The organism is Nostoc sp. UIC 10890, assembly GCF_054786515.1.
Map to the genome: position 1 here is coordinate 6,071,767 of NZ_JBSGKF010000001.1, position 18,191 is coordinate 6,089,957.

16 protein-coding genes are annotated in these 18,191 nt (G+C 42.7%); 12 read left to right on the plus strand and 4 right to left on the minus strand.

Features of this window, described 5'->3' with window-relative positions:
* Positions 1 to 14: 14 nt before the first annotated feature.
* The 4 genes from ACWATR_RS25200 to ACWATR_RS25215 form a co-directional block, all read right to left on the minus strand.
* Entirely contained in the window at positions 15 to 1,013 is a 999-nt protein-coding gene (locus ACWATR_RS25200; RefSeq protein ID WP_460338432.1) for a WD40 repeat domain-containing protein, read from the minus strand.
* Between the two features lie 62 nt (positions 1,014 to 1,075).
* Positions 1,076 to 1,477, minus strand: coding sequence for a hypothetical protein (locus tag ACWATR_RS25205; RefSeq protein ID WP_460338434.1), 402 nt, complete (start codon positions 1,475 to 1,477; stop codon positions 1,076 to 1,078).
* Between the two features lie 12 nt (positions 1,478 to 1,489).
* On the minus strand, positions 1,490 to 1,819 hold the full coding sequence (locus ACWATR_RS25210; protein ID WP_460338435.1) for a hypothetical protein: 330 nt from the start codon (positions 1,817 to 1,819) through the stop codon (positions 1,490 to 1,492).
* A gap of 134 nt (positions 1,820 to 1,953) precedes the next feature.
* Complete coding sequence (locus ACWATR_RS25215) at positions 1,954 to 2,208, minus strand: gas vesicle protein GvpG (protein ID WP_460338437.1); 255 nt, start codon at positions 2,206 to 2,208, stop codon at positions 1,954 to 1,956.
* A 214-nt stretch (positions 2,209 to 2,422) separates the two neighbouring features.
* On the opposite strand from ACWATR_RS25215, the gene gvpN reads away from it, so the two are divergent.
* The 12 genes from gvpN to ACWATR_RS25275 all read left to right on the plus strand — a co-directional run bounded on the left by gvpN (position 2,423) and on the right by ACWATR_RS25275 (position 18,022).
* Complete coding sequence (gene gvpN, locus ACWATR_RS25220) at positions 2,423 to 3,595, plus strand: gas vesicle protein GvpN (protein ID WP_460338439.1); 1,173 nt, start codon at positions 2,423 to 2,425, stop codon at positions 3,593 to 3,595.
* Positions 3,592 to 3,942 (plus strand): gas vesicle protein, encoded by a 351-nt coding sequence (locus ACWATR_RS25225; RefSeq protein ID WP_460338441.1) that lies wholly within the window; start codon positions 3,592 to 3,594, stop codon positions 3,940 to 3,942. The genes gvpN and ACWATR_RS25225 overlap by 4 nt, the downstream gene beginning before the upstream one ends.
* Positions 3,929 to 4,363: a gas vesicle protein K gene (locus ACWATR_RS25230; RefSeq protein WP_069071675.1), complete on the plus strand. Its 435-nt coding sequence runs from the start codon at positions 3,929 to 3,931 to the stop codon at positions 4,361 to 4,363. The genes ACWATR_RS25225 and ACWATR_RS25230 overlap by 14 nt, the downstream gene beginning before the upstream one ends.
* A gap of 36 nt (positions 4,364 to 4,399) precedes the next feature.
* A complete protein-coding gene (gene gvpF / locus ACWATR_RS25235) occupies positions 4,400 to 5,170 on the plus strand; it encodes a gas vesicle protein GvpF (protein ID WP_460338444.1) in 771 nt (256 codons plus the stop codon).
* A 358-nt stretch (positions 5,171 to 5,528) separates the two neighbouring features.
* On the plus strand, positions 5,529 to 7,352 hold the full coding sequence (locus ACWATR_RS25240) for an AAA family ATPase (RefSeq protein WP_460338446.1): 1,824 nt from the start codon (positions 5,529 to 5,531) through the stop codon (positions 7,350 to 7,352).
* 274 nt (positions 7,353 to 7,626) lie between these two features.
* Positions 7,627 to 8,316 (plus strand): GvpL/GvpF family gas vesicle protein, encoded by a 690-nt coding sequence (locus ACWATR_RS25245; RefSeq protein ID WP_460338448.1) that lies wholly within the window; start codon positions 7,627 to 7,629, stop codon positions 8,314 to 8,316.
* A 240-nt stretch (positions 8,317 to 8,556) separates the two neighbouring features.
* A complete protein-coding gene (gene gvpA / locus ACWATR_RS25250; RefSeq protein ID WP_163931998.1) occupies positions 8,557 to 8,778 on the plus strand; it encodes a gas vesicle structural protein GvpA in 222 nt (73 codons plus the stop codon).
* 75 nt (positions 8,779 to 8,853) lie between these two features.
* Positions 8,854 to 9,552, plus strand: a complete 699-nt coding sequence (locus ACWATR_RS25255; protein WP_460338451.1) for a gas vesicle protein GvpC — start codon at positions 8,854 to 8,856, stop codon at positions 9,550 to 9,552.
* A gap of 452 nt (positions 9,553 to 10,004) precedes the next feature.
* Positions 10,005 to 11,336 carry a response regulator gene (locus ACWATR_RS25260; RefSeq protein WP_460338453.1) on the plus strand — a complete coding sequence of 444 codons (1,332 nt, stop codon included), beginning with the start codon at positions 10,005 to 10,007 and terminating at the stop codon, positions 11,334 to 11,336.
* A gap of 145 nt (positions 11,337 to 11,481) precedes the next feature.
* A complete protein-coding gene (locus ACWATR_RS25265) occupies positions 11,482 to 11,844 on the plus strand; it encodes a response regulator transcription factor (protein WP_069071669.1) in 363 nt (120 codons plus the stop codon).
* Between the two features lie 14 nt (positions 11,845 to 11,858).
* Complete coding sequence (locus tag ACWATR_RS25270; RefSeq protein WP_460338456.1) at positions 11,859 to 12,392, plus strand: chemotaxis protein CheW; 534 nt, start codon at positions 11,859 to 11,861, stop codon at positions 12,390 to 12,392.
* A 383-nt stretch (positions 12,393 to 12,775) separates the two neighbouring features.
* Positions 12,776 to 18,022 carry a GAF domain-containing protein gene (locus ACWATR_RS25275; RefSeq protein WP_460338458.1) on the plus strand — a complete coding sequence of 1,749 codons (5,247 nt, stop codon included), beginning with the start codon at positions 12,776 to 12,778 and terminating at the stop codon, positions 18,020 to 18,022.
* Positions 18,023 to 18,191: the final 169 nt, after the last annotated feature.

Here is an 18,191-nt window from a genome sequence, read left to right on the forward strand (position 1 = left end):
TTTCTAATATTTTGTTATTCTTCAACCAATCTCCAAATTTTAATTGTTCTGTCAATACTGTAGCTGGCAATGAATTCATAATCATTGCTCATAGCAATATAACCAATTGGTGCAGTATGCCCCTGTAATGTACATAGTTGACTGTTTAAAACTAAATCCCAAACGATTATTTCGTTATTATCTGTGCAGTAAATTAAAATTCGACCATTGAAACTCATGAGGCAGGGTGCGGCTCCCGAAAAACTATAAATGATGCGATCGCTCAACAATTCCCAAACGCACATCTGATTGTCTCGTATCCCACAAGCTAAGACTTGCCCATCAGAATTAATTGCAAGTGAATGCACTGTTAAAGGAAGGAGATTTTCTAACTGCTGAACAAGATTTCCTGTTTCTAAGTTCCAAATTTTTAGCATACAGTGTTTCTGCTGCTTGAAACGTGCAGCTATAAATTTGCCATCTGGAGTAAACAGAAGTGGTGAAACAGAATTAAGTAAACGCTGAAGTTCTGAGGTATTCAATGTTGACCATTGACTAATTAAAGCGACATCTTGAAATTGATAATGAAAATGACGAGTGCGAGTTTCATAATTCCAAACTCCAAATTCTCCGTTTCTACCGACTTTAGAGCCAATTGCCAGCAAGGGATTTTGTGTTGAGCAAACAGTGAAACAGTAGTAAGGATGAGGAATTATAGAATGAATAAAATAATCCGGAGAATCTTCATTAATTAACTTATGTGTCTCTGTGTCTAATACCCAAACTAAGTCTTGAAAACTGATGACTGATACCTGTCCATTTTTACCTAACCTAAATTCGTGAGCAGTACCTAACTCTAAATTTCTTCTTTGCTCCCCTGTTTTTAAGCTCCATACATTAACAAAAGAATATTTATAATCCAAATCCCAATAACAAATAAGAGTCTTGTTGTAATCGGCAATTGCAAAATAATGTGGATGATGTTGTTTTAAGTCAGAGTAATTAAAATCTGTCAAAGTATGTAAGCATTGCATTTTTTTAAAAGACTGAAAATTCGTTGATTAGTTATTTCTTACTTCTACTCAATTACCTAAAATTAGCCCGATCGCTTCACAAGGAATGGAGAATCGACATCTAAAAGCCAATTCTCATCAATAAATTCTACATTTTCATCATAAACAAGAACTAATTCACCAAGTTTTTGAGCATTGCTACTTGCAGTTTTCGTATTATCAACAGCATCAGCTATGAGCAAAAACTTTAGTTGTAAAAAACTTTCTTCGTGAGTAACGCCTATTGAACTGCTAACTAATTCGGCTTCTAGGGTACGAGGTAACGTAATTTTCTCATAATATTCATCTTGTTCATCCCAATAGCCACACACTTTATAATCACATTGGTCAAGATGTTCTTGAACAAGAAGATTAGCATCTAAACTTTGAAATATTTCAGTTAAATCTTGCCAAACTTGATGATTTTTTAATTCAAGCCTTGTCATAGTTATGTGGGTTTAATGTTCTGTTACCAAACCAGGGAAGTGCAATATATCATCAATGAATTTTGCATGAAATCGGCGTAGGCGCAGCCCGCCGCAGGCATCGCCACCTTTACCTAAGACTTTAGATTTCAAATCGTAGCCAGATTCTTGAGAAGCCACCAACCCAACATTACCGCGAGTAGGTACAAGCCCTTTCTCAATGGCTTTTAAATGTTTCCCCTTTTGATCGTATTTTAATCCCAGCTTTATTTGTTCGCTGCCAAATGAAACTAGCAGACCACTGATTGAAAGATATACAGTATCAGGTTGAATATCTGCCCAATTATCGGGTAAAGCTTCCATTAAATTAATACTTGTATAGTAGAAGCATAATTTATTTAAGTATAATAGCTAACAATATTTTTTAAATTAACGTGAGTCTCCAATGGAGGCGCACGTTAGTTAAAGCAATAAATCACACAAGCTAGGAAAGAATTTCAATCCTCTTGTGTTTGATCGCGTTCCTGCTGTTCTGCTTCCAGAATCGCTAACAAAAGAGCTTCTTCCTGAATTTCAAACTCTTCTTCAGGAATTTCTCCCATATCAAAAGCAAGTTGGAGTGTAAGAAGCTGCTTGCTGAGATTTTCTTTATCATCAATTTCAGTACTCGCCTGTTCTAAAATTTTTTCCCCAAGCCACGTTACTCCCATTAATGGGCCGGTAATCGGTAATAGTAAAAAGCGCAGAACCATATTGCTTTACACCTGTGTGGATTTATTAAAGGTATCCTTTCAAGACCGTAATCATGCTGATGACATAAATATTAAACATTACTAGTCTTGTGTTGATGCCAAAATGCGTTGGATTTGAGTCCACTTAAGGCTGATTGACATCTGTATTTTATATTTGCAATGTAAAAAAAATTACTTTTTTATGACACATTACTATTTACGAGGTACTTAGAGTTTGACAACAGTATTAAATGCATCTCCCCAACGATTTGTCAATACCCCTGCTGTTCAACGCGTCGCTCAACGTGCTTTGCGCTATCTACAGTCAGGTTTTTCGGTACATTTACGTGGCGCGGCTGGAGTCGGAAAAACTACTCTGGCAATGCATCTGGCTGATTTACTCAACCAGCCTATCATCCTCTTATTTGGAGATGATGAGTTTAAAACCTCAGACTTGATTGGTAATCAATTAGGTTACACTCGCAAAAAGGTTGTTGATAATTTCATCCACAGCGTTGTGAAAGTTGAGGATGAACTGCGACAACATTGGGTTGATGCCCGATTAACCCTAGCTTGTAAAGAAGGATTTACGCTGGTTTACGACGAATTCAATCGATCGCACCCGGAGGTAAATAACGTTTTACTTTCCGTACTTGAGGAGAGGTTGTTAGTATTACCAACAAACCAACATCGAGCCGAGTATATCCGGGTTCATCCTCAGTTTCGGGCAATCTTAACATCAAATCCTCAAGAGTATTGTGGAGTTCATGCAACTCAGGATGCTTTGATGGATCGTGTTATTACCATTGATATGCCTACACCTGATGAACTGAGTCAGCAGGAAATTGTAGTTCATAAAACAGGTATAGATTCTGAGAAAGCAGAAGTAATTGTCCGCATAGTACGGACATTTTGGAGTCGTTCTGGCTCTGGACAGGGTGGTGGATTGCGTTCCTGTCTGATGATTGCCAAAATCTGCCACGAACACGAAATTTCCGTCAACCCTGGAGATCCTAGCTTCCAAGATATTTGTGCCGATATCCTGCTTTCTCGCACGAATCAACCTCTCATAGAAGCAACTCGGCTACTGGAAGAGGTTTTAAGTGAATTGTATCATCGTATAAATACTCAATCTCAGCCGTCAGAGATAATACCAAACAACCAAGATCGGATTGTATTGGAACAACGAGTACCTTACGAGCATGAAGTCTACAACTACCTGTGTAATTCTCCAGGAAGGCGTTTCTCTGAATTGGCAGTAGAACTAGGGATCGATCGCAGTCAAATTGTGGCTGCACTCAAGTCTCTCAGAGAGCAGGGAGTATTAGTGCAAATGCAGGGCAATGCCGAGCCGCCGAGTATATCACAGACAGTTGCTCTTGATTCTGGCCATTTAATAAACAAATGAGTACTAATACTAATCGGGGAGCTATCACCACATCAACTCAAGGTTCTACCTTGGCAGATATTCTAGAACGGGTTCTGGATAAAGGCATTGTTATAGCAGGAGATATTTCTATTTCCGTAGGCTCCACAGAACTGCTCAACATTCGGATTCGTTTGTTGATTTCTTCTGTTGATAAAGCCAAAGAGATTGGAATTAATTGGTGGGAGAGCGACCCCTATCTTAATAGTCAAACTCGCACCTTATTAGCAACTAATCAACAACTTCAAGAGCGTCTTGTCAGTCTAGAAACAGAACTGCGATCGCTCCAAGCACTCAATCCTATTAATCATCAGAATGCAGGCGATTAGCAAATCAAAAGGTTCCGATTCCGGTTTAGCGCCGTTGTTACTAACGGTTGTTGAACTGATACGCCAACTCATGGAAGCTCAGGTGATTCGGCGCATGGATGCTGGCAATCTCAGCGACTCTGAACTAGATCGAGCTGCCGAAAGCCTGCAACAGCTTGAACAACAGGTTGTTAAGCTTTGCGAGATATTTGATGTTGACCCAGCCGATCTAAATATTAACTTGGGTGAAATGGGAAATTTACTTCCCCAATCTGGAGGATACTACCCCGGTGAAACCTCTAGTCAACCCTCTATTTTAGAACTTCTCGATCGCCTATTAAATACAGGTGTTGTGGTTGAAGGTGACTTGGACTTAGGACTGGCTCAGTTAAGCTTAGTTCATGCCAAATTAAGACTAGTACTCACCTCTAAACCCCTGTAACTTTTTTATCTACATTCTTCTTGGTAAGACATTTTTATGAGTTATGGCTTTTACATTTATGGAATTTTGACCTTGCCTGCTCCAGAAAACTTAAATTTACAGGGCTTGGATCGGCAACCTGTACAAATTAAAATTTTGGATGATTTTGCAGTCATCTACTCAGAAGCACAGCAAGAGCGTTATTTGGCCAGCCGTCGTAACCTGCTAAGTCATGAGAAAGTCCTTGAGGAGATCATGCAAGGAGGCGATGTCTACGACGGGCTACGCCAACGCTATTTACTGCCCGTGCAATTTGGACTTTTGGTTTCAAGCTGGGAAACGGTTGCACAGCAATTAATTCGTCCTCATCAAGAAGAATTGACGCAATTGCTTGCGAAGTTATCGGGTTGCCGAGAAGTTAGTGTCAAAGTTTTTTGGGATACTGAGGCAGAAATTCAGGGACTATTGGCAGAACATCCAAATCTCAAAGCCGAAAGGGATAAGCTAGTGGGTCAACCCCTGAGTATGGAGCGGGTAATCCAAATAGGGCAAACCATCGAACAGGGAATGAGCGATCGCAAGCAAGGAATCATAGATGTATTTAAAAGCACGCTCAACTCCATTGCGATCGAAGTAGTAGAAAATACTCCCCAAATGGACACAATGATCTACAATTCAGCCTACCTAATTCCTTGGGAAGCAGAATCACAATTTAGCGAACACGTTGAAGCACTCGATCGTCAATTTGAAAACCGTTTGCGAATTCGTTACAACAATTTCACTGCCCCGTATAACTTTGCTCGTCTTCGATTAACAATTTCAAACTGATTAATTCCTCTCTCTGTGAATAGCAATAAAAATTGAGAATGAAAAATTATTGAAACTTTTATTTTTTTGGGAAATTAAATTTTTCTCTGCCTTTTATTTAAGAGGATGTTTGAAAAGTCCTCTTGTCGATAGCAAAACTTCTAGAACCCTCTAAATATCCCTTGTAAAGCTACGGTGTACATACAACTTATGGAATTGGAATTACCCCTCCCTAACCCTCCCCTTGTAAAGGGGAGGGAACTAGATTTTCTGGTTTCCCCCCTTTACAAGGGGGGATTAAGGGGGGTAATTAAGGGAGGCTCTAAAAGTACCCAAAATCACAGTAAAACACTTTTCAAACAACCTCTAAGTAAAATCAATGGACGACATATTTAAAGGATTTGAACACCTATTAGAAATTGCCAAAGCTTTAGAAGAAAAAGCAGAGAAAGGGGAGTTAAAAACTTCTATTCAAATTCGCTCTCATAATCTCAGTAGTATTCCCCGGCAAGGCAATATTCCCAGAACAAATAATTCCAGCCGAGTCAGATCCAATTCCACCGTTGGCACTACACCAATGGATGATACTGATGTCACTCCCCCATCAGATAAGACGAACTCAAAAACTTCTTGGCAAGATGTCGGCGGCTTGGCTGATGTTCTCCAAGAAATCAGAGAGTTAGTTGAAATTCCACTTAAGCGTCCAGATTTATTGGTGAAATTAGGGTTAGAGCCTCCGCGTGGGGTTTTGCTAGTTGGCCCGCCCGGTACGGGAAAAACTTTAACAGCCCGTGTTTTGGCAGAAGAGTTAGAGTTAAACTACATTGCCATCAATGGCCCAGAGGTGATGAGCAAGTATTACGGGGAAGCAGAAGCTCGTTTGCGAAGTATTTTTGAGAAAGCAACTCGTTCTGCTCCCTGCTTGATATTTATTGACGAAATTGACAGCCTTGCCCCAGATCGCAGCCAAGTAGAAGGTGAAGTTGAAAAAAGACTAGTGGCGCAGTTGCTTGGGTTAATGGATGGGTTTGCCAAAACCGAGGGCGTAATTGTATTAGCGGCAACAAATCGTCCCGATTATCTCGATCCGGCGCTGCGTCGTCCGGGACGCTTCGATCGCGAAGTTCAGTTTCGGGTTCCCGATCGCAATGGACGATTGGAAATCCTCACGATTTTAACAAGTGCCATGCCCTTGGAGACTGCGATTGATTTAGGAGCGATCGCTGATTTGGCTGTCGGTTTTGTCGGAGCCGATATCAAAGCACTTTGTCAAAAAGCAGCCTACATTGCCCTTCGTCGTCAAGTCCCCTCACTCAACAGTCCCGTTCCTGAGAACATGACTATCGTACAGCAGGATTTTCTCGAAGCAATTAAGGAGATAAAACCCTCAGTTCTTAGAGATGTAGCAGTTGAAGTACCAAGTGTCAGTTGGGATGACATTGGTGGATTGGATGATGTTAAACAAAAACTTCAAGAATCTGTAGAGGGCGCACTTCTCTATCCCGAACTATACGAGCAAACCAAAGCCAAGCCTCCTCGTGGGATTCTGTTGTGGGGGCCTCCGGGAACGGGAAAAACATTACTGGCAAAAGCGATCGCTTCCCAAGCCAGAGCCAACTTTATTGCTGTGAATGGCCCGGAATTACTCAGCCGATGGGTAGGAGCAGCAGAACAGGCAGTTAGAGAACTCTTTCGCAAAGCTCGGCAAGCAGCGCCTTGCGTTGTGTTTGTAGATGAAATTGATACCCTAGCACCAGCACGGGGACGATTCACTGGTGATTCTGGAGTTAGCGATCGCGTTGTCGGTCAATTGCTCACCGAACTGGATGGGTTGCATGAATGCCCGAAAGTACTGTTAGTAGGAGCAACCAATCGTCCAGAAACGCTTGATCCTGCTTTACTCAGAGCCGGAAGATTGGACTTACAAATAAAAATCGATCTACCAGATCGAGCCAGCCGATTAGCGATTTTACGAGTTCACAATCTAGATCGTCCCCTGGTTGATGTCGATTTAGAAACCTGGGCGACAGTTACCGAGGGTTGGAATGGGGCAGATTTGGCTTTATTAAGCAATCAAGCTGCTTTAAGCGCCATTCGTCGATACCGCGCCCAAGGATTGACAGACTCCAGCTTGATTCAGATTACAAATGATGATTTCCAAGTTACATACCAAATGCTAGCTAACCAGCATCAATCTGAATAGTCTTTAACTTGAAAAAACACAGAAATGTCAGAGCCGAAGCTACTTAAGACAATGTGCAACTTATCCTTAGAACCCCTCTCCAAACCTCTCCCCCACAGGGAGAGAGGCTTTGATTCTTGCTCCCCTTCCCTACAAGGGAAGGGGCTGGGGGTTAGGTTTGAAAGAACGTTGCACACAGCGATACTTACCCTCCAGAAACACCTTTGATGTAAAAAAAGTGTCTCGGAGAACTTTATGTGTACAAACTTAATTACAGAATAAGTATCCCAAGTTTATGTCAATATACGCTTATGCTCTTCTAGTCCCCACCGCATCACCGCTTGTTCTACCTTTAGGGATGGAAAGGAATATTGAACTAGTTTACTCTTCTGGTTTAGGTGCGATCGTAGAGCCGGAAATCTCACTGGAGGCAATACAGGCAACGGATGAGCGTTTACTTCAAGCTGTATTAAACCACGATCGCGTGATTCGAGAACTTTTTCAACAAACTCCCCTTCTTCCCTTACGCTTTGGCAACGGTTTTACCTCGCAAGAAAAACTGCTGAATCATCTACAAAAGCACCAAGAGCAATATCTAGAAGCCCTAACTCAGCTAGCAGACAAAGTTGAGTACACTTTAAAATTGACACCCTGTGATTTACTTGACGATTCTGACACCATTGATGCCAAGGGAAAAGCCTATTTATTAGCTAAAAAACAACGCTACCAAACACAGCAAACATTTCAAGCACAACAATGCGAACAGTTGGAACTCTTGAACCAGTTAATTCTCAAAACATATACAAATGTTATCTGTGAAACTCGACAGTCAGATGTGCGGCAAATCCACTTTTTGGCACAGCGCAACGATTCAACGGTCAGTACGCAACAGTTTTCCCTCTGGCAGGTACAATGCTCGCACTGGCAATTAGCACTCAGCGAACCTCTGCCACCTTATCATTTTCTCAAAAACACTCTCATATAAATTCATAAAAAATAATATTTATAACTTTCTCAGAAAAAATCAAGATGAGATGATTTTTTCTTGAATTTTTGTCTAAAAAAAATATTGTTAACTTTTTAATATTTTTTTATTTTCTTATATTTATCTTATATTTTTGGGAACACTAAACTCAGGAAGAATAAAACACATTGTGTAAGTTTTACCTACTGCTCAATCAGAGCAGAATGAAATCAATAATTAGAGTTGTGAGAGTAAAAGAAAATGGCTGTTGAAAAAGTTAACTCATCTTCAAGTCTGGCTGAAGTTATTGACCGCATTTTGGATAAAGGAATTGTAGTTGATGCTTGGGTACGTGTTTCTTTAGTTGGTATTGAACTGCTATCAATAGAAGCTCGGATTGTTATTGCTTCAGTTGAAACTTACTTAAGATATGCCGAAGCAGTTGGTTTAACATCTCAGGCTGCTGTTCCATCTGCTGCTTAACAGCATATTAGAAAAAGGGAGTCATCATGGCTCCTATTTAATATTTCTAGTTAACAAAATAGGAGATTTCAGCTGATGGCTCTCAAGAATTTATGGGAACAAGAGCGATCGCAGCGATTGCAAATAACTGCTGAACGCCGTCAACAAGTTAACCAGTGGAAACAGCTAACTCAAAAAGAATTGCAGCTGCAAGCAGATTTGCTTCATCAAGAATTGAGCAGTTTTGTTACCAGCCTTCACAACGACAGGAACTTACAACAGCAGCAATTTCAGCAAGAGATTGTAGAGCGGCAATTGGAAATATTGCAAATAAAAACAGATGTCTGCCAACGCCAGCAAGAATACCGCCAACAGCGGGCAGCAAAGGCTCAGGCATTATTCCAAAACTTGCAAAATTTCCGGGCTATCTTACATAACAATGTTTGGGACGATCGCACTCATGAACAAGCAGTTTCCCCGACTCCTGCTAAAGAAGAGAAATCAGTTGTAACAGTTCCAAAATGGTCAATCTCCCGTTCTGCAATTAAAGCCACTGGTTTTCGTACTTCCGTCAATACCATAGCTAAGAAAGCGCCTGTCTTGAATACGGATACTGCTAAATCTAAAGTGCAGCAATACATTCAGCAAGCTGAAGGAGCTACTCTGATAGAAATTGAAGAGGTGATAGGCTTAAGCCGAGTACAAACGATAGATATCCTGCGCTCCTTGATCAAGCAAGGGGTACTGGAACAACGCGATCGCCAATACTTTATTCGGCAACAAGCAATTTCTTGACAAACTTAATTCAAGCTCATTTTTTGTATTTGCAGACTAGCTGTTGGGCGATCGCTTGTCTCTCTCGCCTTAAGCAGCAGAGTACAAAATCGATAAGCATTAAAGCTGGTCTATGTTTTGTAGTATTCAACATTTCCATCTTTTTCCGGTCTGTATTGCAACTACATTTGTACAAGCAATTTGCTCAGTAGATGTAACATGGCAACAAGTTAACCTATTAATAATTAGTTAACCTATTAATAATTAGAAAAATAGCTTAAATCTTTGTTCAAACTTCCGGCTTTGAACTTGAAAAATATCCGGTTGGAAAGGGATATAACAAGCTGGGGTAGCTCAATCAAGGTTTTTAACTGTGCTATTGGCGATCGCACGATGAAGTTAGTAAACTGGATTATTTGAGCAATTCTAATGTAAATGCAAAACTCAAGATATATAAGGAGGTGCGATCCATTGTGAATCAATTGATCGAGCAACTTCAAACTAAATTATTCACAGGCAGGCTGAATCTTGAAGCAAGGGATGGGCCGACTTGGACGCTATATTTTCGTTTAGGACGATTAATTTGGCAGGCTGGCGGTTCTAATGCCGATGAGCGATGGCGAAGACACTTGTTGCGGTACTGTTCTAATGTGGATGTGACACAGTTGGAGCAGCTTGTTTCTCCCCAAGAAAATTATCGCGAGTATTCCATTCTTGCTAAGTTACGAGAACAAAAATTAATCGAACAACAACAACTTGTGAGCCTGATTGCAAGCTCAATAGCTGAAGTCTTGTTTGATATAATGCAGTACATTGAAGCCAAAAGAAATGGCGACAATCCAGCAGGGCAGTTTTCATATAGTACCGTTGTTGGTGAAGTTCCTGGGGTTCTCCTAGCTGTAATACCAACAGAGGAAGTTTTGAAACGTGCTACACAAGCCTGGCAAGAATGGCGAGATGCAGGACTAGCAACCTACTCGCCCAATTTATTTCCGATCATTCAACAAATTGAGCTACTCCAAGGACAAGCATCCTCTAAACAGATTATTGCTCTAGTTGATGGAACAAAAACTTTACGAGGTTTAGGGCAAAAAAGCGGTCGGGATGTCTTAGCTTTGACTCGGTTATTGATGACATTGGTAAAAACAGGGGCGATCGCTTTTTCACCCACTCCAAAGCTCAGGCAGGTTGGGATTAGTAAAGAAACTGGCAACCCGTCCAGTGCAGTTAATAATTCCAATTCTTCACTAAAGACAGAAGAGGACACTGTTTTACAAGTTGCGCCCAATTTCAACAAAGTTGCTCCCCCAGCGACTAGTAAAGAAATTGTCAGTCCGTCCAGTGCAGTTAATAATTTCAATTCTTCAGTGAAGAAAGAAGAGAACACTGTTATACAAGTTGCACCCCCAGCGGCTAGTAAAGCAATTATTGATGTCTCAAGACCTTTAGTAGCCTGTGTGGATGATAGTCCAATGATCTGTCGCAGTTTGGAGGAAATTCTCACCCATCAAGGTTATCGCTTTGTTGGCATTCAAGATTCCTTGACGGCAGTTTTAAACCTAATTAAAAGCAAGCCAGACTTCATTTTTTTGGATCTTTTGATGCCAAAAGTAAATGGCTATGAAATTTGTTCTCAAATCCGTAAAACTCCAAGTCTCAAAAATGTGCCAGTTGTCATTTTAACGGGCAAAGATGGAATAGTAGATCGGATGCGAGCAAAATTAGTAGGGGCAACTGACTTTTTGGGTAAACCTGTAGAAGCAGACAAAGTACTCAATATGCTTCACAAGTATTTAACCGTTTAGGTTGAAGCGGTAGTCATGCCAGTGGCTCTCCTACATCCATTTTCAAAACAGATTTTGGATTGCAAATTACTTTCTATATCTGGCTTGGTGTTAATTCATTTGTCGCAATAATTTGTCAAATTCTAAATTAAATAGTTAGGAAAAAATGAAAAAAGTTCTTTTAGTTGAAGATAGCCTCACAGAATCCGAAAAGATGACACGTTACCTAGAACAAGGAGGATATTCAGTTTATGAAGTTCGCAGTGGTGAAGAGGCTCAACTCAGGTTGAAACAACAAAAACCTGACTTGATCTTACTGGATTTGATTTTACCAGGCCAAAGTGGATTTGAGTTCTGCCGCAAGTTGAAAGCCGATCCGACAACAAAAGGAATCCCGGTAGTAATTTGCTCAACTAAAAACACAGATGTTGATAGAACTTGGGGCAATATGAGTGGTGCCGATGGCTATTTAGTCAAACCTGTAGATGAAAATACCTTGCTCCAGACTGTTAATAAATTTATTCGCTAAAGGAAACTAGGGCAATGGTACAGGGCAATGATAGCTTTTCTTCGCTACCCATAAATAGCCAATTTCGACTTGAAAACTCTCCTCAAGGAAACAACCAGAGGTTTTTAAGATTTCCGTTGAATGGAAAAGTAAATGGGTTACTCCCATTAGCTGATTTACGGGGAGTAATTCAGGTTGCGCTGACCGAGATTTTGCCAGTACCGCAAGTAGCAGAATTCTTGTTAGGCATCATGAATTGGCGGGGAGAAGCGATCTGGATTCTTGATTTAGCAGGTTTGTTGGGAGCAACACACTGGTGTCGGCGAGAAAGTGTGCGTAACTCTGGCATGGCGATGCTTGTTCAAGTCCAGAATCAAACCATCGGGCTGTTGGTAGAGCAAGTCAATACTATTGAAGTTCACGATCCCCAAGAGCGGTTAGCGATTTCGACATCGATGTTACCTGGCCGACTAGGCTCGTTCTTACAGGGTTACTTTGTGGATTCTCAAGGTAGCCCTTTGATGTTACTTGACACCCATGTTGTGATTCAAGCCCTTCAGCCTCTTTAACACTAGTAGTTCGCCAAGGAAACTTGGCGGGGTAAAGGGCAAGGGGGAAAGGGAAAAAATGTTTACTCCTTTAACCTTTAACCTTTAACCTTTTCCCAGCACTCACCTAACAATTTTGGGTTGGCAGACTACTAGACCTCTTGCAAAAATAGTTTTGCACTCTTGGGGGAAAGGGTTTTTTTTATCAAGAAGGGGAAAGGGGAAAAACCTCGTCCCGCACTTCGTGCCGCTACGCTAACATGGGCGACTTGTTCATTCCTTTTCCCTTTTCCCTTTAACCTTTTCCCCTCTTTCTTATCCCTTTACCCTTTTCCTGACTTCTGCAAGAAGTTTACTCTGCATTCTACTTATTAATTCCGACAACCTTCATAGCAAGAAAGATCATGGTAGCGCAACACAATCTTAGACCGAGCCAACCTCACTCAAATCCCAGCAACGGTTATAAGGAAACCGATAACGGGCATACCGTTGATGCACCAGCAAAACAGCAAATCACCTCCGCTCTAGAAGAATTGCGAACTGAATTGGATCAAGCTGATTGGGTGGAAACAGGGCCATTGCGAGAGAGAATCCGCAAGTTAAAAGAACTGCTAAGTGTGTTGCCATATCAAGACGGAGGAGATGGATTAGAGGTAGAGCAAGTACAGGCGATCGCTAGCAAGATCCGCCAATTTTCCGATCTAGATACCTTGCTGGCTACTGCTGTCATGGAGATACAAAGCGCCCTGCAAGCCGATCGCGTGGTGCTGTATGAATTTACGAATCCGACGCAGGGGATAGTTGTTGCGGAGGCGATGAGGGATGGCTTTACTCCAATGCTGAAGGAAAAACTGCCCGCCGTCACTTTTGGGTTAGGTTCTACCAAGCTTTATCAACAAGAAAAATTAGTCGCGATCGCAGATACCCACACTGCAAGCTTGTCTCCTTACCAAAAGCAGTTAATGGAGCGGTTTCAGGTAAGAGCTTGTTTGAGTTTGCCGATCTTAGCAAAAGATGGGGTTTGGGGTTTGTTGGTGGTGCAGCAATGCACTGCTGCTCGCCAGTGGCAGAATGCTGAAATTCAGTTACTAAAATTAATCGAGCAGGAATTAGAAGCGCAACTGCAAGTTGCCGTGATTCAGGCTACGTTGCAACAAGAAGTAGAAAAAGACCAAATCCTTGTTGGTGTAGCGAATAAAATTCTCCAGTCCAAAGATTTGGATACCATCTTTCGCGTTGCCACCCAAGAATTGCGACAGTCACTAAAATGCGATCGCGTCGCAATCTATCGTTTCCAGCCAGATTGGAGTGGGGAATTTGTCGCTGAATCTGCTGGATCTGAGTGGGTTTCTCTATTAGAAGAACAGCGAAACAATCCAGCAATTGTCAATAACGTTAACTATTGCAGTGTGAGGAACCTTGCAGACGAAGGGGGATTGGTTGGGACAACAGGGCGATCGCACAGTGCAGATAGCTACATTCAGCACACCCAAGGCAAAAATTTCCATCGCGGACAGATTTATCGAGTCACTAATGATATCTACAGCGCTGGTTTTTCTGACTGCTATATCAAAATTTTAGAAACCTATCAAGCCAAAGGATACATTATTGTTGCTATCTTCCAGGGAGAAAAGTTGTGGGGCTTGCTGGCTGCTTATCAAAATTCTCAGCCTCGTCAGTGGAAAGATAGTGAAGTTCGCCTAATGGTGCAGGTTGCAACTCTGTCTAGTATTGCGATTCAACAGGTGCAATATCAGCAACAACTTTATCACCGCTCTGAGGAGTCAGCCAAACTTGTGGAACGAGAACGTACTGTTTTCGGCATCATTGAAAAGATTGGACAAGCAACGGATCTCCGCACCCTTTTCCGCACTACAACCCAAGAGTTGCGGCGATTTTTAAAATGCGATCGCGTTGTCGTTTATCAATTTCATCCAGACTGGAGTGGAGAAGTTATCGCTGAATCTGTGGGTGCTGGTTGGTCGTCACTGGTGGAGATGCAGGAACAAGATAGCACTTTAAAAACAGGTCTGATATCTTCAGAACGTTGCAATATTAAGGATTATGGCTCCCCTGTTAAGGCTGATGCCGATACCTATCTCAAGGAAACCCAGGGTGGAATGTACGCCAAAGGAACGCGCTTCCGTAAAGTCAACGATATTTCTGCTGCTGGTTTTTCACCTTGCTATTTAGAATCATTAGAGAAGTTCCAAGCCAAAGCATACATCATTGTTCCCATCTTCCGCGCTGGTAATCTTTGGGGTTTGTTAGCAGCCTATCAGAATTCTGATGTTCGGAAATGGACTGAGGAAGAGACAGGTGCTTTGTTACAAATCGGCGAACCGTTGAGCATTGCCCTCCAGCAAGCTGAATATATCGAACAGCTACGGTTAAAAAATATCGAAATGACCCAAGTAGCTGAAGTAGAAAACGCGATCGCCCGAATGGCGGATAGAATGCGTCAGTCCCAACAGCTAGAAACCATTTACCGCACTACCTTGGCAGAATTGCGCCAGCTGTTCAAATGCGATCGCCTGGCAATATATCGCTTCAACTCTGATTGGAGTGGTGAATTTATGGCTGAATCTGTAGGAAGTGACTGGGTGCCTCTGGTTGGCCCCGATATCAAAACAGTATGGGAAGACGAACACCTACAACAAACCCAAGGCGGGCGCTATCGCAACAATGAAACTTTTGTCGTTAATGATATCTATACTGTTGGTCATGCCCAGTGCCACATTGACCTGTTAGAGCAGTTCCAGGTTAAAGCTTACACCATCGCCCCTATTTTTGCTGGAAACAAACTTTGGGGTTTATTAGGAGCTTACCAAAATAACGGCCCGCGCCAGTGGAATTCCGAGGAGGTGCGATTACTAAGCAAATTGGGCATTCAATTGGGGTTAAGCGTGCAGCAAGTTGAGTACGTCGGAGAACTGAAAACGAAGAATGCAGAGTTGGCGCGGGCAGCAGAAGAGGAACAGGTGCTGACAGGGATGGTGGAAAAAATTCGCCAAGCTCAAGAGGCAGATACAATTTTCCTGAATGTGCTGCCAAGTTTACGCAAACAACTACAGTGCGATCGCCTAGCAGTATTTCGCTTTCATCCCGACTGGAGTGTGGAGTTTGTTGCCGAATCCGTAAAAGATAAATGGTTGTCTTTAGCTGATTCCGACATCAAAACGATTTGGATGGACGAACATTTACAAGAAACTCAGGGCGGACGCTATCGCAATCATGAAACCTTTGTTGTCAATGATATCTCCACTGCCGGTCACGTTCAGTGCTACCTAGAGATATTAGAAAAAATCCAGGCTAAGGCTTACGCGATCGCTCCGATATTTATTGGCAGCAAACTCTGGGGCTTTATCGGAGCATACCAAAATACTGGCCCTCGCGAGTGGAAATCCAAGGATGTGCAACTGTTGCGAAAAGTAGCTGTGCAAATGGGTATAGGCTTGCAACAGGTTAAGTATATCGAACAGCTCAAGAATAAGAATGCAGAGTTAGCCAGAACCGCAGAAGGGGAACGAGCATTAACACGGCTGTCAGAAAAAATTCGCCAAGTTCAAGAGCTAGATACGATTTTCCGCAATGCCCTACCAGAATTGCGATCGCATTTGGAATGCGATCGTCTAGCCGTGTATCGCTTCAATCCAGGTTGGGGCGGGGAGTTTATTGCCGAATCCGTAAGTCGCGAATGGGTGGCTTTGGTTGGCCCCGATATCAGGACTGTATGGGAAGACGAACACCTACAACAAACCCAAGGTGGACGCTATCGCAACAACGAGACGTTTGTGATTAATGACGTTTACACTGCTGGTCATGCCCAGTGCCACTTGAAAATTCTAGAGCAATTCCAGATTAGAGCCTATATCATCACCCCGATTATTGCCGGAAACAAGCTCTGGGGTTTGTTAGGAGCTTACCAAAATAGCGGGCCGCGGCAATGGCAAGAGAATGAAGTCAACTTGGTAGCAAAAATCGGTACGCAGTTTGGGGTTGCCGTCCAGCAATCGCAATACTTACAACAAACCTTAAGCAAGAATGAGGAACTGATCAAACTGGCAGAACGGGAAGTAGCAAACGCCCGATTTTCCTATCGCCTGCCAAGTCGGTTAACAGAGATGGCCCAAAGTCGTGGTAATGTTCTGGAATTTATCCAGTTTGCCACCCACGAACTTCGTCAACTGCTGAAAGTAGATCGAGTTGGAGTTTACCGTTTTGAGCCTGATTGGTCTGGAGAATTTGTAGTTGAGTCTGTGACTGGGGATTGGCCTAAGTTGGTGGGAACTAGCCTGGCCAGAGTTAGAGATACCTATCTTCAGTACAACCAAGGAGGACGTTATGTCCGCAAAGAAAGTTTGCGGGTTGACAATATATATACTGTTGGTCATGACGAATGTCACGTCCAATTGTTAGAGATGTGGGGAACTAAAGCCTACATGATTTCTCCGATTTTTCAAGAAAATCGGCTATGGGGGCTGATGGGAGTTTATCAAAATAGCGCACCGCGTCAGTGGGAGCAATCCGAGGAGGATGTTCTCAACCAAGCCAGCGTCCAGATTGGTATTGCCCTCAATCTTGCTGATTACCTAACACAGGTGCGTATTCAAGAGCAGCAACTAGCAGAAGCAGCAGAGCGCGAACGCACCGCCCGCGAAAAACTCCAACAAGGAGCAATCCGCGTTCTCATGGCTTTGGAACCATCCTTCAGAGGCGATCTTACCGTTCGAGCGCCCCTATCTGAAGATGAAATTGGGACGATCGCCGATGGTTACAACACTACGATCCAAAGTTTGCGAGATTTAGTGCGACAAGTGCAGATTGCTGCTGGCAAGGTGAGTGAAAATTCCAGCAATAACACTACCTCAGTAGTAAAACTATCTGACCAAGCTCAACAGCAGGCAGAACGGCTGGAAAACGCTCTGGAACAATTACAAATGATGGTAACTTCCACCCAGATAGTCGCTGCTGATGCCCAAAAAGTCGGACAGGCGGTTCAAAGAGCTAACAATACCGTCCAAGCTGGTGATTCCTTGATGGAAAGAACCGTAGATGGCATTTTGGAGATTCGGGAAACCGTGTCGGAAACAGCGAAGAAGATTAAACGCCTCGGTGAAGCTTCTCAGAAAATCTCGAAAGTAGTGAGTCTGATTGAAAACTTTGCCACTCAAACTAATTTGCTGGCACTCAATGCTGCGATCGAGGCTACCCGTGCCGGAGAGTATGGCAAAGGCTTTGCGGTGGTTGCAGATGAAGTTCGTTCTCTGGCTTATCAGTCGGCTAGTGCCACCACAGAAATTGAGCGACTCGTGCAAGAAATTCAAGCTGGTACCAACGAAGTTACCGAAGCAATGGAGATAGGGATTACCCAAGTTGTTCAAGGCTCGAACTTGATCGATGAGACTCGTCATTCCCTAAGTGCGATCGTGGTAGCTACCAACGAAATTGGTGGATTGGTGCAAGGAATTACCCAAGCAGTTTCCCATCAAAGTCAGCAATCCCAGATGTTGACAGAGGCGATGATGGATGTTTCGGCAATCGCCCGTAAGACTTCAGAAAGTGCCATCCACATTTCCGAGTCTTTTGAGGAACTACGGATGACTTCACAACAACTGGAAACCAGCGTTAGCCAGTTCAAAGTTGACTAGCCCGTTCCGTGCGGGAACAGGGAGGGGAAAGGGAAAGGGGGAAAGGGACAGGGGAAGAAAAAACCTTTAACCCTTACCCTTTAACCTTTTCCCCAAACCCAATTCTGAGTTCAAAATGCTTATCCTAACCTTATTGCCCCCCTGCCTTAACAGATAAATCTCCTTAACA

Bases quoted from the DNA above. Each gene is read 5' to 3' on its own strand.
- ACWATR_RS25200 (WP_460338432.1), bottom strand. From the start codon at position 1,013: ATGCAATGCTTACATACTTTGACAGATTTTAATTACTCTGACTTAAAA.
- ACWATR_RS25205 (WP_460338434.1), bottom strand. From the start codon at position 1,477: ATGACAAGGCTTGAATTAAAAAATCATCAAGTTTGGCAAGATTTAACT.
- ACWATR_RS25210 (WP_460338435.1), bottom strand. From the start codon at position 1,819: ATGGAAGCTTTACCCGATAATTGGGCAGATATTCAACCTGATACTGTA.
- ACWATR_RS25215 (WP_460338437.1), bottom strand. From the start codon at position 2,208: ATGGTTCTGCGCTTTTTACTATTACCGATTACCGGCCCATTAATGGGA.
- ACWATR_RS25225 (WP_460338441.1), top strand. From the start codon at position 3,592: ATGAGTACTAATACTAATCGGGGAGCTATCACCACATCAACTCAAGGT.
- ACWATR_RS25230 (WP_069071675.1), top strand. From the start codon at position 3,929: ATGCAGGCGATTAGCAAATCAAAAGGTTCCGATTCCGGTTTAGCGCCG.
- gvpF (WP_460338444.1), top strand. From the start codon at position 4,400: ATGAGTTATGGCTTTTACATTTATGGAATTTTGACCTTGCCTGCTCCA.
- ACWATR_RS25240 (WP_460338446.1), top strand. From the start codon at position 5,529: ATGGACGACATATTTAAAGGATTTGAACACCTATTAGAAATTGCCAAA.
- ACWATR_RS25245 (WP_460338448.1), top strand. From the start codon at position 7,627: ATGTCAATATACGCTTATGCTCTTCTAGTCCCCACCGCATCACCGCTT.
- gvpA (WP_163931998.1), top strand. From the start codon at position 8,557: ATGGCTGTTGAAAAAGTTAACTCATCTTCAAGTCTGGCTGAAGTTATT.
- ACWATR_RS25255 (WP_460338451.1), top strand. From the start codon at position 8,854: ATGGCTCTCAAGAATTTATGGGAACAAGAGCGATCGCAGCGATTGCAA.
- ACWATR_RS25265 (WP_069071669.1), top strand. From the start codon at position 11,482: ATGAAAAAAGTTCTTTTAGTTGAAGATAGCCTCACAGAATCCGAAAAG.
- ACWATR_RS25270 (WP_460338456.1), top strand. From the start codon at position 11,859: ATGGTACAGGGCAATGATAGCTTTTCTTCGCTACCCATAAATAGCCAA.
- ACWATR_RS25275 (WP_460338458.1), top strand. From the start codon at position 12,776: ATGGTAGCGCAACACAATCTTAGACCGAGCCAACCTCACTCAAATCCC.